Source organism: Luteolibacter flavescens, from assembly GCF_025950085.1.
In the GTDB taxonomy this organism is placed as follows: domain Bacteria; phylum Verrucomicrobiota; class Verrucomicrobiia; order Verrucomicrobiales; family Akkermansiaceae; genus Haloferula; species Haloferula flavescens.
Genome location: NZ_JAPDDS010000001.1, coordinates 819,550 through 832,698 on the forward strand (window position 1 = coordinate 819,550; position 13,149 = coordinate 832,698).

At 63.3% G+C, this 13,149-nt stretch carries 14 protein-coding genes; 6 read left to right on the forward strand and 8 right to left on the reverse strand.

The window, feature by feature from the left end:
* The first annotated feature begins 41 nt into the window (after positions 1-41).
* Positions 42-407, forward strand: a complete 366-nt coding sequence (locus OKA04_RS03415; protein ID WP_264499721.1) for a hypothetical protein — start codon at positions 42-44, stop codon at positions 405-407.
* Between the two features lies 1 nt (position 408).
* Here OKA04_RS03415 and OKA04_RS03420 read toward each other — a convergent pair whose 3' ends face one another.
* The 7 genes from OKA04_RS03420 to OKA04_RS03450 all read right to left on the reverse strand — a co-directional run bounded on the left by OKA04_RS03420 (position 409) and on the right by OKA04_RS03450 (position 8,877).
* Entirely contained in the window at positions 409-1,494 is a 1,086-nt protein-coding gene (locus tag OKA04_RS03420) for a glucose-6-phosphate dehydrogenase assembly protein OpcA (protein ID WP_264499722.1), read from the reverse strand.
* Positions 1,495-1,594: 100 nt separating this feature from the next.
* Positions 1,595-3,127, reverse strand: a complete 1,533-nt coding sequence (zwf, locus tag OKA04_RS03425; RefSeq protein ID WP_264499723.1) for a glucose-6-phosphate dehydrogenase — start codon at positions 3,125-3,127, stop codon at positions 1,595-1,597.
* 252 nt (positions 3,128-3,379) lie between these two features.
* Positions 3,380-4,687: a 3-deoxy-D-manno-octulosonic acid transferase gene (locus OKA04_RS03430; RefSeq protein ID WP_264499724.1), complete on the reverse strand. Its 1,308-nt coding sequence runs from the start codon at positions 4,685-4,687 to the stop codon at positions 3,380-3,382.
* A gap of 80 nt (positions 4,688-4,767) precedes the next feature.
* Complete coding sequence (locus OKA04_RS03435) at positions 4,768-5,565, reverse strand: SDR family NAD(P)-dependent oxidoreductase (RefSeq protein WP_264499725.1); 798 nt, start codon at positions 5,563-5,565, stop codon at positions 4,768-4,770.
* Between the two features lie 3 nt (positions 5,566-5,568).
* Positions 5,569-5,997 carry a DUF6941 family protein gene (locus OKA04_RS03440; RefSeq protein ID WP_264499726.1) on the reverse strand — a complete coding sequence of 143 codons (429 nt, stop codon included), beginning with the start codon at positions 5,995-5,997 and terminating at the stop codon, positions 5,569-5,571.
* A gap of 182 nt (positions 5,998-6,179) precedes the next feature.
* Positions 6,180-8,222: a peptidoglycan D,D-transpeptidase FtsI family protein gene (locus OKA04_RS03445; RefSeq protein ID WP_264499727.1), complete on the reverse strand. Its 2,043-nt coding sequence runs from the start codon at positions 8,220-8,222 to the stop codon at positions 6,180-6,182.
* Between the two features lie 46 nt (positions 8,223-8,268).
* Positions 8,269-8,877: a hypothetical protein gene (locus OKA04_RS03450; RefSeq protein WP_264499728.1), complete on the reverse strand. Its 609-nt coding sequence runs from the start codon at positions 8,875-8,877 to the stop codon at positions 8,269-8,271.
* 87 nt (positions 8,878-8,964) lie between these two features.
* Between OKA04_RS03450 and OKA04_RS03455 the strand changes: the two genes are divergently transcribed.
* Genes OKA04_RS03455 through OKA04_RS03475 form a run of 5 tightly spaced genes read left to right on the forward strand, consistent with a single transcriptional unit; the run spans position 8,965 to position 12,544 of the window.
* A complete protein-coding gene (locus tag OKA04_RS03455; RefSeq protein ID WP_264499729.1) occupies positions 8,965-10,212 on the forward strand; it encodes a M48 family metallopeptidase in 1,248 nt (415 codons plus the stop codon).
* 4 nt (positions 10,213-10,216) lie between these two features.
* On the forward strand, positions 10,217-10,636 hold the full coding sequence (locus OKA04_RS03460) for a hypothetical protein (RefSeq protein WP_264499730.1): 420 nt from the start codon (positions 10,217-10,219) through the stop codon (positions 10,634-10,636).
* Between the two features lie 20 nt (positions 10,637-10,656).
* Complete coding sequence (locus OKA04_RS03465) at positions 10,657-11,142, forward strand: VOC family protein (protein WP_264499731.1); 486 nt, start codon at positions 10,657-10,659, stop codon at positions 11,140-11,142.
* 38 nt (positions 11,143-11,180) lie between these two features.
* Positions 11,181-12,197, forward strand: coding sequence for an aldo/keto reductase (locus tag OKA04_RS03470; protein WP_264499732.1), 1,017 nt, complete (start codon positions 11,181-11,183; stop codon positions 12,195-12,197).
* Positions 12,198-12,205: 8 nt separating this feature from the next.
* Positions 12,206-12,544, forward strand: coding sequence for a MotA/TolQ/ExbB proton channel family protein (locus OKA04_RS03475; RefSeq protein ID WP_264499733.1), 339 nt, complete (start codon positions 12,206-12,208; stop codon positions 12,542-12,544).
* 3 nt (positions 12,545-12,547) lie between these two features.
* Here the strand turns inward: OKA04_RS03475 and OKA04_RS03480 are convergent, their stop codons facing one another.
* The gene (locus OKA04_RS03480; protein ID WP_264499734.1) at positions 12,548-13,147 is read right to left on the reverse strand and encodes a YdcF family protein; all 600 of its coding nucleotides are present in this window, start codon (positions 13,145-13,147) and stop codon (positions 12,548-12,550) included.
* Positions 13,148-13,149: the final 2 nt, after the last annotated feature.

Consider the following 13,149-nt stretch of genomic DNA (forward strand, 5'->3'; position numbering starts at 1 on the left):
CCTGGCTTTCCTCGCGATGATCTGCTCGCTATGACCGGGGCGTGAGGAAGCGAGTCTTTGCCCTCCTGACTTGGTTCGTGGCGATATTGGCGGGTCTCTACGTCTGGACCTACGCGTGGTATCGCTTTGCAAACAGTCATGGCGTGATCGACCACGTCGGCATCTTCCGCCACACCCGGCACTCCTTCACATTCGCCGATTGCGCCCTGAACCGGGGCAAGGCTTGGACGGCGGAGAGCTTCAGCGGGCCGAGCATCGTCTCAAGGCTATCCGCCAAAACAGGCACACCGCTCGCCCCCGCCGTGAACCGTGCATTCACGCCGCTGATGTGGCTGGATCACCTCTTCACCGGGCGCTGGATCGAATTCAGCGACGACGCAGCACTCCCGGTTTTCGCGCCGCCCTGATCTATCGCTCCAAAAGCTGCCGGAAGCGCGGCAGGACCTTCTGGAAGAGCGTGTTCTTACCACCACGGGAAAGCTGCTCGCGGATGAGACTCGCACACTCGTCCGGATCGACCGGGCCGGGCGCCTCAATGGCGTAGCCCGGTGCTTCGATCCGCCGGATGAGGTGATTCGCGCCTGCGTCGCGGGACACAGTGGCGGTGACGCCACCACCAGAGAGCTTCACTAGGCCGAGCGGAGCTGACGATTCATCAGCCGAGACGGTGACCGTGATCGGTTTCCCATCCGGACCTTCAAAGGAGAATCCCTCCTTGCTTCCATTGCGGCGCTGGACCGCGAGATCGAGCTCCATGCCATCCCGCCAGCCAGCCTGGACCACGAGCCAAGCGAGCATCTGGAGAGCAGTCTGGCGATTGTCCGGATGATGGACGATCTCCACGCTCTCGATCTGTGGCAGCGCGGCAAGCACGAGCGGATCATCGAAGAGATGCGCCACGGAGACGCGGAACTGGAAGCAGCGCGTCCACGAGAGATCCTGCACCACCAGCTCGCGGGTCGCCCCCTCGATCGCCTCGGAAATGCGACCAAACGACTCCTGCGGATTCGCCCAGCTCGAGCTGTCGAAGACGAAACGATCCACCAGGCTGTAGAGGCGATCCTCGAAGCGTGGCGAAAGCTCGCCCTGCCACCACAGGATCAGCGGCAGGTCCGATGCGAGGTGGGCGAAGACCGTGTTGCGCAGGCGTCCGGTGGCCTTGCCGGTGAGGGCAAAGGAGATCTGTTCGCAGCACACGGATTTCTTCCCGTGGGAAAGATGGCAGTGCGCGGTGATCCAGGCGCGGATCGACGCCTCGGGCGCATTCGGATCGATGCCGACGAGGATGGCGCGGCAGGCGTGCTCCGCGGTGAGCTCACGGATCGCGGCGGAGTTTTTCTCCAGCGAGCCCGGCTCCTCGGAATACACCGCCAGATTCATCAGCGAGGCATTCGTGCGCGCCTCGTCCTCTTCCCACAGCTTGCGGAGTTCCTTGTCGATGGAACCGACGGAAACCTCGCGGCCGAGTTCGGGATGCATGGAAAGCGTGGTCATGCGAAAAGTTGAGAGTCTTGGGTCGAGGGTTGAGAGTGAGGAAGGAAGCGCGAGCCCGGAATCTTGCTCTCGACTCTCGACCACCCACTCTCAACTTCGCTTACAGTCTCCGCCAGACGTGGCCGTCGGCTTGCAGGAGTTCGTCGGCTTCCTTCGGGCCCCAGGTGCCGGCGACGTATTCGGCCATCGGCGGCGGGGTCGTGCTCTGGTGCCAGGCATTCTCGATGTGGTCGATGAAGCGCCATGCCTCCTCCACCTCGTCGCGGCGGGCGAAGAGCGTGGCATCGCCGGCCATGGCATCGAGAAGCAGGCGCTCGTAGGCCTCCGGGCTGCCCTTGCCGAAGCTGGTGGAGTAGTGGAAGTCCATCTTCACCGTCTCCAGACGCAGGCTGGTGCCCGGGATCTTCGAGACCATGCGCAGCGAGATGCCCTCGTCCGGCTGGATGCGGATGACCAGCACGTTCGCGCCGGGCACGCCGCCGGGCAGCGCATTGAAGAGCACGCAGGGTGCGTCCTTGAAGTGGATGGAAATCTCGGTTGCCTTCTTCGGCAATTGCTTGCCCATGCGGATGTAGAAAGGCACGCCGCTCCAGCGCCACGTATCGATCATGAGGCGCAGGGCCACGTAGGCCTCGGTCATGCTCTCGGGATCGACGCGGTCTTCCTCCCGGTAGCCGGGCACCGACTTGCCGTCCACATGGCCCGCGGTGTACTGGGCGCGCACGACGTTCTTGGCGACCTTCTCGGGGGTATCCCACTGGCGAAGGGATCGGATCACCTTCACCTTTTCATCGCGGACACCATCGGCCGAGAGATCGGTCGGCGGCTCCATGGCGATGAGGCTGAGGAGCTGCAGCAAGTGATTCTGCACCATGTCGCGGAGGGCTCCCGACTTGTCGTAGTAACCGCCGCGGCCGCCTTCCATGCCAAGATTCTCCGCGCAGGTCACCTGCACGTGGGAGATGTAGCGGCTGTTCCAGAGCGGCTCGAAGATCGCGTTGGCAAAGCGCAGCACCATGATGTTCTGCGCGGTCTCCTTCCCGAGGTAGTGGTCGATGCGGTAGGTGTCGCGCTCCTGGAAGGTGCGGTTCACCACCTCGTTCAGGTGCTGCGCGGTCTTGAGATCGGTGCCAAAAGGCTTCTCGACGATGACCCGGGCCCAGCAGCCGTCCTTGGCCTTGTTCAGACCCGCGGCCTTCAATTGCTCGAGGATGTCATCGAAGAACTCCGGTGCCGAGGCCACGTAGAAAAGCCGATTCCCCTTCCCACCACGGTCGCGGTCGATCGCGTCGAGGCGTTCCGCGAGGCGCTTGTAGCCGTCGGCATCGGTGAACTCGCTCTGGTGATAGTGGATGCTTTCCTGGAAATTCGCCCAGATCGCGTCGTCATGGCCGGAGCGCGAGACCTTGCGGTTCAGCTCCTCCAGTCCCTTGCGGAATTCCTCGTCGCTCTTCTCGCGGCGGGCAAAGCCGAGGATCTTCACGCCCGGCGGCAGTTCGCCGTCGATCGCGAGGTTGTAAATCGCCGGGACCAGCTTCCGGTGGGTAAGGTCTCCGGTGGCACCAAAGATCACCACGGTGCAAGGCTCGGGGCGCGAGCGGGAGACGAGGTCTTCGCGAAACGGATTCGTCATGGGCAGGTGCGCGGTGTCGCTCAAAGTGGGCCGACGGGAAAGAGAAATGGGTATGAATTCTCGTCAACAGGCAGATCAGCCGGGCGATTGGGGAGTCCTGAGCATCGGCGAAATGCTGCACCGGATGCCTGGGAATCCGCAGAAGCAAAGACTGGAAGCCCTTGGAAACTCAGAGCCCACCTCGTCTGTCGAAACAGGTTCCACCTGTCACATGACCGGCTGTGCCAGTCCGGATGCCGGATTTGTAGGAAATCACCCGAAGTTGATCCGTTTCCGCCAGTAGATCGGAGGCTTTTCCAGAAGATCGAGGATGCGGGCGGTCGCTCCGTCGTGCCCTTGGAGAACCCCCGCAGCAGCGTCACACGACGACTTACGGAGCGCCTCATCCCGGAGCAATCGTTCGAGGGCATCACGGAACTCCGCGGCATCACGAAAACGGACGGCACCACCGGCAGCCACCAGCGACGATGCCAGCGGCTCGAAATTCTCCATGTGAGGTCCGAAGAGCAAGGGACGACGCGCCATGATCGCCTCCGCAGGATTCTGCCCGCCGGTGCCGAGGATGGTTTTCCCGATCACGACCACGGTTGCATGAGCAGTCCAGTCGCGGAGCTCGCCGGTGCTATCGATGACGAGGCAGGCGTCCGCGGCATGGGAGGGAAGCTCGAAAGCGGACCTGAGCACGACCTTGAAGGCCTCCTTCTCCAGATCCGCCTTCACCTCAGCACGGCGCTCGGCATGCCGGGGAACGACCGCGAACAGCGCGCCGGTTTCGCGCACGACCTTGCCGAGCCACGCCTCTTCCCCGGCGTGCGTGCTGGCTGCGAGCACGACCGGGCGATCTTTGCCAAAAGCCTCCAGCATGGCAGCGAACTCAGGCCGTTGCGTTGGCTTCGCAGCGGCTCCGGGATCGAATTTCGAGCTGCCCGAGACGAAGATGCGATCCTCGGCCACGCCCAAGGCGCTCCACCTCCCGAGGTCGGCGGCCTCTTGGGCAGCGACCAGATTGAGCTTGCTGAAAAGAGGGCTCACCACGGGCGCGAGCTTGCGATAGCGGCGCTCGGAGCGCGGCGACATGCGGGCATTCACCAGCCGCACGGGGATATCCCTCTTCCCGCAGGCCAGCATCAGATGCGGCCACATTTCCCCCTCCACGAGCACGATCTGCGCGGGCTCGAAGCGATCCAGATAGCGCTTCACGCAGAGGCGGAAATCCACCGGCGCGTAGGTGACGCGGACGCCCGGCAATGCGGCCTCCACCCCGACGGCGTGGCCCGTGGCTGTGCCCACCGCCAGCACGAAGCGCTTGCCCGGCTCGCGCGTCTGCCACGCGCGGATCAGCTTTACCGCGATCATCGTTTCCCCCACGCTCACCGAATGCAGGTGGACCTGTCCGCAGGGCTCGTCTTCCAGCGGGGGCTTGTAGATGGAAAAACGCTCGCGCAAGCCGCTGCCGAAGCCCCCCCGCTGCCCCATCCTCACCAGCCAGCCCGGCATGGCCACCAGCAGATAGACGGGCAGCAGCAGACGGTAGATCGCCAGAACCAGCGTGAAAAACATCGGGAAGACGCTAGTGGGCCAAACGAAAGCGGGCAACTGCGATGCAGCCGCCCGCGATCGGAAGCGAAAACGATGTCACCTCACCTCCGTGGCCGCGTGGCCATGACAATGCGGATGATTGCCAGCGGGAGCAGGGAAATGCCGACGGCCGCAGCCGCCACCTTCCATCCGGGATAGACGCGCGGGCTATCATTCTCCAGACCGGCGATCCCTTCCCGGACCACCTGCTCCTGGGGAACGTAGAACCACTCGCGCGCACCGAAGTCCGTGCCGGGCTGGCGGCCTGCCACCTCACCGAATTCGGTATGCACCGGGCCGGGGCACAGCGCCATCACGCGGATGCCATGGTCGCGGACCTCGATCCGAAGCGCCTCGGAAAAGCTGCTCACATACGCCTTCGTCGCCGCATAGACCGCGAAGTCCGGGATCGGCACGATGCTTGCCAACGAGCTGACATTCAGGATGGATCCGCGTTTCCGCTCGATCATCGAGGGCAGGAGCGCGTGCGTCAGATGGGTCAGCGCCTCGACATTCAGCCGGAGCATCGCCTCAACCTTCAGCCAGTCCGAGGTGACGAATTCACCGTAGTCGCCCATGCCGGCATTGTTCACCAGCAGGTCCGGAACGAGCCCCTTTGACAACAGGTGGCCCACCACCTGGAGACGCGCATTGGCATCCGTCAGGTCAGCCTCGATCGGCATCACCCGGAGACCGGGATGCCGGTCTTCAAGCTCACCGGCCAGCTCGACCAAACGCTCCGCACGACGGGCGATGATCACCAGCGTCTCGCAGCGGGGTGCGAGCTGGCGGGCGAACTCGGCCCCGATGCCGGCGGAAGCGCCGGTCACCAGGGCACAGGAGTAACGGGTCAGAGACACGTCTTAGGCAACGGGTTCACCCTGCGGCTGGGCCTGGACCTGGACGATGCGGAGCGGCAGGCGCATGAGCAGCTCGCCGTCGCAGCCGAGATCGACCGAGTAGATGCCACCCTTCGGGAACTGGAGGCCCTGGAGGTTCAGGATCACGTTGCGGGTCAGGAAAGGAACGCCCGGGGGAAGCTGCACTTCGAACTCGGGCTCGATGGGCATGTTCTTCGGGTCGAGGGCTTCGCCGTCCTCGTTGATGATATTGATGGAAAGCTTGTGGCGGCCGGAGTCCTCGGGGGTGAAGCAGAAGCGGAGAGCGAGGCTGCAGCTCGGATGCACGACCGGAAGCTGGCGGGCGGCGAGAGTGTCGAAGGTGCCGGAGATGACGAGCTTGCCGTTGTAGTCAGCGGCGAAGTCGCAAAGGGTGGCAATTTGGATATCCATGATCGTGACTTGGGTCGGTAGGTAAAAAAAGCCCCGCGCCGCGGGGCATCGGGTATCTGCCGCCAAAGTCGGGCCACGTCCAGCTTCGAAAGCGGCGAGTTTTGACACATCCCCGCTTCATCTTGCGAAATGCTTCTCCGCCCGCCGGTGGTGCCCGGCGGGGAGGCTCCGCAGCTTGGCCTTCAGTCCTCTACTTCGTCCGGAAACTCGAGTTCGGAGGGATCGACTTCCAGCGCCTTCGGAACCGGGGGCACGTCGGCTTCGTTGCCGCTCGACTGCGCCGCCGGGTCGAGAACTTCGCCATCGGGAATCTCGTTGATGATCCCCTCGCCTGCCGCGGCTTCTTCCTCGGTGACCGCGCCTGCCTTTGGGGCGATGACGGATTCGTCGATCACTTCCAGTGCCTTTGGTGCCGGGGCGATGATCTCCTTGATCTCTTCCTTAAGCGGCTCGAAGAAAGCCTTCACGATCGGCGCGGCGTTCTTGCCACCGCTGGGATTTTCGCCCGGGCGGCCTTCATAGACCGCGGCGAAGGCGAAGCGGGGCTGGTCGTAAGGCATGAAGCCGGCGAACCATGCGAGGTTCGTCTTGTTCGCAATCTTCCACTGGGCCGTGCCGGTTTTGCCGCAGAGCTCGGTGAAGCTCAGCCCGGCAGCGCGACCGGTGCCGCCATCGACCACCGCACGCATGCCTTCACGGGTTGCCTCGATCGCCTTCTCGTCGATACCGAGCCAGTTGCGGCGCTTCGGCACCGCCTGCTCGATCACGCGGCCAAACGGATCCTGCACCTGATTCACCAAGTGGAGCTGGGGCAGCACGCCCCCGTTCGCGATGCCCGCCATCGACTGCGCCACTTGCAATGGCGTCACCAGTAGCGGTCCCTGGCCGATGGACATGTTAAAGGCGTCACCGTCTTTGAAGCGGCGCTTCTCGACCGCGAGCATCCACTCGTTCGTGGGGACATTGCCCGCGTTCTCCCCGATCAGGGGCAGGCCGGTCTTGTCACCGAAGCCGAAACGGCGGGCGGTATTCAGGAAATTGTTCGCACCCAGCCGCATGCCCACCTTGCCGAACCAGATGTTATTCGAGGACGCGAGGGCTTGGACAACGTTGATCGAGCCAGCACCCTTCTTGTTGTGGTTGTGGAAGGTGTGATTGCCGATGGTGAGCGCGCCGGGGCAGTCGATGAGGGTATTCCGGGTGACCTCGCCCGAATCTAGGGCGGCCAGCGCGACGATGGGCTTGAAGCACGATCCCGGAGGATAGGCGGACTGGAAGGCCCGGCCGTAGAGCGGCGTGGCGGGATCTTCCTCCAGTTCCTTCATCCGCTTCGCGGAGATGCCGGGGATCCACTCGTTCAGGTCGAAGGAAGGGCGAGAGGCCATCACCAGCACCTCGCCGGTATTCACATCGATGAGGACGAAGGCACCGCGACGCGCGTGCTTGCGCAGCACATCCTCGGCATGCTTCTGCCAGTCGAGATTCAGCGTGGTGATGACACTGCCACCCGGGCGCGGGCGCTTCGGCTGCTCCTCGGGGAATTTCCGGCCGTGCTCGTCGTAGAGCAGCTTCTTCATCCCCGCCTGCCCGCTCAGCTCCTTGTTGAAGAGATACTCCAGACCGGCGCGGCCCTCGGATTCCTCCCAGAGCGGCTCGTTGAAATTGATCGGGCCGGTCGGCAATTTTCCGACGCTGCCGGTATAACCCACGATGTGCGCGGCCAGCGAGCCGTGCGGGTAGTAGCGCTGATAGACCGGATGAAGGATCAAGCCGGAGCCGAGACCGGACTCGATCTTCTCCTTCAGCGCCTTGTCGAGGTGTGTGGAAATGAGCAGCGGCAGCCAGCGACGCTCGCGGTAGTGGTTCCACAGCTCGTCATCGGTCGGCTCGCTCACCCCGGGCACGAGCAGCTTCGCCTTGTCGATCCGTGCCCTGCCCCATGCGACCACGAAGTCCCGGTCGGCCTTCTCAAACTGCTGGTACTGAATGCCAAGCTGCCACGCCACGCGGTTCTGGGCAAATGGCTGGCCATTCCGGTCAAGGATCATCCCGCGCGGTGCGGGGATCGACAGAGTAATCGCCCGCGCGTCCCGCCGCGTGAAGATCGAGGCATCCGTGGCCGAGCCGCCGGGCAGACCGGTCTCTGCGACCGCGGCAAGTTCCTGCGCCGGCGAGGCGGTCGCCGCAAGGGCACCGAAAAGTAGGTGGGAAATGAAGCGACTCACGGCGATCTGGGGGAAATGAAGCACTTGGCGAGGCCCTCGGCAACGCTCAATCCCAACCGGGATCTTCCCAATCCGCAGGATCGCTCCCGATACCCCGGACGATCTCCGCGGGCAGGAAGATGAACTCGTCCTCGCGCTTCTCCGCGGGATCGAGCCGGAACTTCAGCAAACGGCGCTCCCACCGGCCCTCCGACTCCACGGAAACGTCCGCCAGCACGGTCAGGACGCCGTCCTCCCGTGGCTTCACTTCCAGATAGCCCGGGATCTCGAAGACGGCCCGGGTCAATGCAGGCTCGCCTTTCAACGTGCGAAATTCCGCGCGTCGGCCGAGGTGCTTCGCCGGATACCACTCGTCGCGCTTCGTCACGGACGTGGTGGTGCGCAGGCGGTGGATCACCAGCGCCTGCTGCTTCCCCGGCTCGCCCTGCGCCTCGATCCGCCAGCGGAATGGTCCGTCGAGCGTGGCCATGCCGCCTGACACGACCATCGCGCTGAGGACGAAGGTCCCGCCCGCCGTGCCCTCGGGCTTCACGCTCAGGGAGACCTGTGCTCCATTGACCGGCACGGCAGCGCCGCGGGCATAGGTGTGCTTTTTCGCGGAGATGGCCGCGCAACTCGCGAGGAGCAGGTAGAGGACGGGAGCGAGGAATCGCATGGCACTATCCGCCCGATTTCCCGCCCTCTGGCAATGCTCCAAAAACGACTATCCACCTCGCCGGGCCGGGTACATCCTTTGCCGCCCATGGAATGGAACACCCTTGCCCTCCTCATCCTCTTGGCGCTCTTCGCGCTGTGGAAGCTGGATTTCATCGCCACCCTGCTGAATCTGAAAGCCCTCTCGCCTGAGGTCCCGGCGGAATTCGCGGATGTCTTCGACGCCGAGCGCTATGCGAAGTCGCAGGCCTATACCCGCGAGTCCGCGCGCTTTGAGATCATCCACTCGACCTTTTCCCTCGGCCTTCTGCTGGTCTTCTGGATCCTCGGCGGCTTCGGCTGGCTGGATGGCGTCGCACGCGGTCTCGTGACCGGGGAGATTCCCGCCGGGCTGGTTTTCCTCGGCCTGCTTTTCCTCGGCCACACGCTGGTGCACCTCCCCTTCTCGATCTACGACACCTTCGTCATCGAGGAGAAATTCGGCTTCAACAAGACGACGCCAAAGACCTTCATCATCGACCAGATCAAGGGCCTGCTGCTTGCCGGACTCATCGGCCTGCCGATGGCCGCGGGCATCCTGTGGATCTTCGGCCACGTCGCGAATGCCTGGCTGTGGGCGTGGGGATTCTTCGTCGCCTTCCAGCTCTTCCTCACCTGGCTGGCGCCCACGCTGATCCTGCCGCTCTTCAACAAGTTCACGCCGATGGAAGACGGCCCGCTGCTCCAGGCCATCCACGCGATGGCGAAGAAGTGCGGTTTCCCGCTCGCGGAAATCTCGGTGATGGATGGATCGAAGCGTTCGACCAAGGCGAACGCCTTCTTCACCGGCTTCGGCAAGACGAAGAAGATTGCACTCTACGACACCCTGATCGAGGAGCAGACGCAGGACGAACTCGTCGCCGTACTCGCGCACGAGATCGGTCACTTCAAGCTGAGGCACATCGTCCAGCGCCTCGTGGTTTCGGTCGTGCAGGCGGCCGCACTTTTCTTCCTGCTCGGTCTCGTCATCGACGGCGGGAAATTCTCCCGCGAACTCTTCGATGCCTTCGGCGTGAAGACGATCTCGGCGCACGTCGGGCTGGTGTTATTCGGCCTGCTCTTCTCTCCCGTCAGCCGCCTGCTGGGCATCGCCGCCGCGGCATGGTCGCGGAAGCATGAATTCGAGGCCGACGCCTACGCTGCCAAAGCCACCGGCAAGCCCGAGTCACTCGTCACCGCCCTGAAGAAGCTCTCCGCGAAGAACCTCTCGAACCTCACGCCGCATCCCTTCCGAGTCTTCCTCGATTACTCGCACCCACCGACCTTGAAGCGCATCGACGCGCTGCGGTCGCTCTGAGATCATGACCCGCGATCCACGTTTCCGTCCTGGACTCCTGATCGGAGTCGCGGTGATCGTGACGCTCGCCATGGCTGCCAATATCGCAGCCCATGGCTGGAACTGTTTTGGATTTCGTCCCGGCGGGACAACCTCCTCTATGCTTTTCCTGTTGCTGCAGACGTCCTGCCTGCCAGCACTCCCCCTGATCTTCGTTGGAATCTCCCGTGTGGATAACAGGCCCCTCAAACACTGCCTTGTTTATCTGGGTGTGGTGATCACGCTGGGCCACATATTCCTGACTATCTTCGGCATAGGAATGTTCACTTCAGCTCGTGTCGACCCCATCTGGTATTACTCGGCCTTTCTATCCGGTATCGTTGTAACGATTTCGCCGGAGCTGATTGCCATGGCTTTCGTCCCGCGCCGTGGTGGCAACCCTTGATCCCTCGCAACCCTGCTCCCATGTCCCAAAGAGGCCTTCTCCACCACATGATCATCAATGTGAGGGACGTGGCGCGCTCGTCGCCTTTCTATACGGCGATGTTCCGCTATCTGGGCTATGAGCTGGGCGATAGCAGCTATGGTGCAGACTACGGCTTCGAGGACTGGAAGAGGTGGGATCTCGACACGCCCCACGAAATCAGCATCTGTCAGGTTCGCGATCCCTTGAAAAGAGTGCCGCACCAGCGCGGAGCCCTCGGGCACCACTGCCACATCGCCTTCTGTGCGGAAAGCCGGGAAGACGTGGACCGCTTCCACCGTGAGGTACTCGTTCCACTCGCGGAAAAGGGGCTGTGCACCATCGAAGACGCACCCTGCGATTGCCCGGAATACAACGAAGGCTATTACGCGACCTTCTTCACGGATCCCGACGGACTGAAATTCGAGTTCGTGATCAATCCGAATCACCTTATCAAAAAAGCCGCTCGCGATTCCGCTGCCGGATGAAGCGAGCTGCATCCCGATTTTCAAACCACCCGCTATTCATGTACTCCGCCGATCCCACCCGCTATGATGGCCGCATGCCTTTCCGCCGCTGCGGCGATTCCGGACTGCTGCTGCCCGAGATCTCGCTCGGTTGCTGGCACAATTTCGGCCACGTCGATGACCAGCACGAGGCTCGCGCCATCCTGCGCCGCGCTTTCGACCGCGGCGTGACCCACTTCGACCTCGCGAACAACTACGGTCCGCCAGCCGGAAGCGCGGAGGAGAATGTGGGACGCATCCTTTCGGAGGACTTCGCCGCGCATCGTGACGAGCTGATCATTTCCTCGAAGGCCGGGCACCAGATGTGGGACGGTCCGTATGGCGAGTGGGGCTCGCGCAAGCACGTCCTCTCGTCGCTCGACCAATCGCTGAAGCGCCTGCGCCTCGACTACGTGGACATCTTCTACTCGCATCGCCCGGACAAGGAGACGCGGCTGGAGGAGACCATGTCCGCGTTGGCGACCGCGGTGAATTCCGGCCGCGCGCTCTACGTGGGACTCTCGAAGTATCCGCTGAAGATGCTGAAGAAGGCGGTGAAGCTGCTCAAGGACATGGGCGTCCCCTGCCTGATCTACCAGCCGCCATATTCCATCCTCAACCGCTGGCCGGAGACCGAGGGCATCCATGATTGGCTGGAGGAAAAGGGCATCGGCTCGATCGTCTTCAGCCCGCTCGCCCAAGGCATGCTCACGGGCAAGTATGTGAATGGCATCCCCGAAGGCTCGCGCGCCGCACGCTCGGAAGGCTTCCTCCAGTCGTCGCAGGTGGATGCGCAGATCGAGAAGATCCGCGCGCTGCATCGCTTCGCCGAGGATCGCGAAATGAGTCTCCAGCACCTCGCGCTCCGCTGGGTGCTCAGCCAGAGCGCCGTGACCTCCGCCATCATCGGTGCCCGCACCGTGGCGCAACTCGATGACTCGCTGAACGCACTCCATGCCTCCCCGCTCGACGAGGAAGCATTGGAAATCATCGACGCGATCGCTCCCAAGGTGAAGCAGGACGAAGCGGAAGGCTGATTGATGCCATGACTCAGCCTTACCTCCCGCCGGAAGCTCCCGCCGTTCTACCCGAATCTGCGGAGGTTGTGGCCCGTCGCCGTTTTTGGAAGCGAGCGATTTGGATCTCGGTCGCCCTCACCGTCATTCCTCCTCTGGTCGGCATTGGCATGTCGGCCACGAGCATGGCCCTCGCATTCTCGGAGCTCGGAGAAAGTGATGGCGGCGATGCTTCCGAACTGTCACGTCACATCGGTGGCTCGCTTATCGCGACAGCCATCGGGCTGACCGTCAGCATCGTCGGGCTCGTGGCCCTCATCGCGTCGGTCATCTGCTTTCGCTCGGCAAAGCAGGCCCCGGCCCGGTGATCGCTACTTGCCCGTGAACCAGTAGCCGTGGAGATAGAAGACCTCGCGGATGAGGAAGCCCGCCTTCACCTTCCACGTGCGATAGCGCGTGGTGGGAGTCGGTGAAGTGACCGCATCGATGCCGAGGTCCGAGGCCATCGATGCGGCACGCTTGAGGTGCAGCGGATCGCTGACGATGACCGCGGTTTTCAGACCGTGCTTTTTCATCACGTTCTTCGCCTGCTGGAGATTCTGCTCCGTCGTACGCGACTTGCTTTCCGTGAGGATCGCCTCCGGCGGGACGCCCGCCGCCATGGCGTGGACACGCGCCACCGCGCTCTCCGACTGGTCCGCATCGATGACGCTGCCACCGGTGAAGAGCAGGCGCTTCACCTTGCCCGATTGGTAGAGCGCCACCGCGTGATTGATGCGCTCCGCGAAGACCGGCGAGGGCTTGCTGCCATAGGCCGCGGCACCGAGCACGATCGCGCAATCCGAAGGACGCGCCCGGTCGTCATCGCCAAAGGAAACGATCCTGAACGCCACCGCGCAGAGCCACAGCACGACCGCCAGCGTCAGGAATCCGACGCCGCGGGCGAACCTGCGGAAGCGCGTGCTTTTCACGC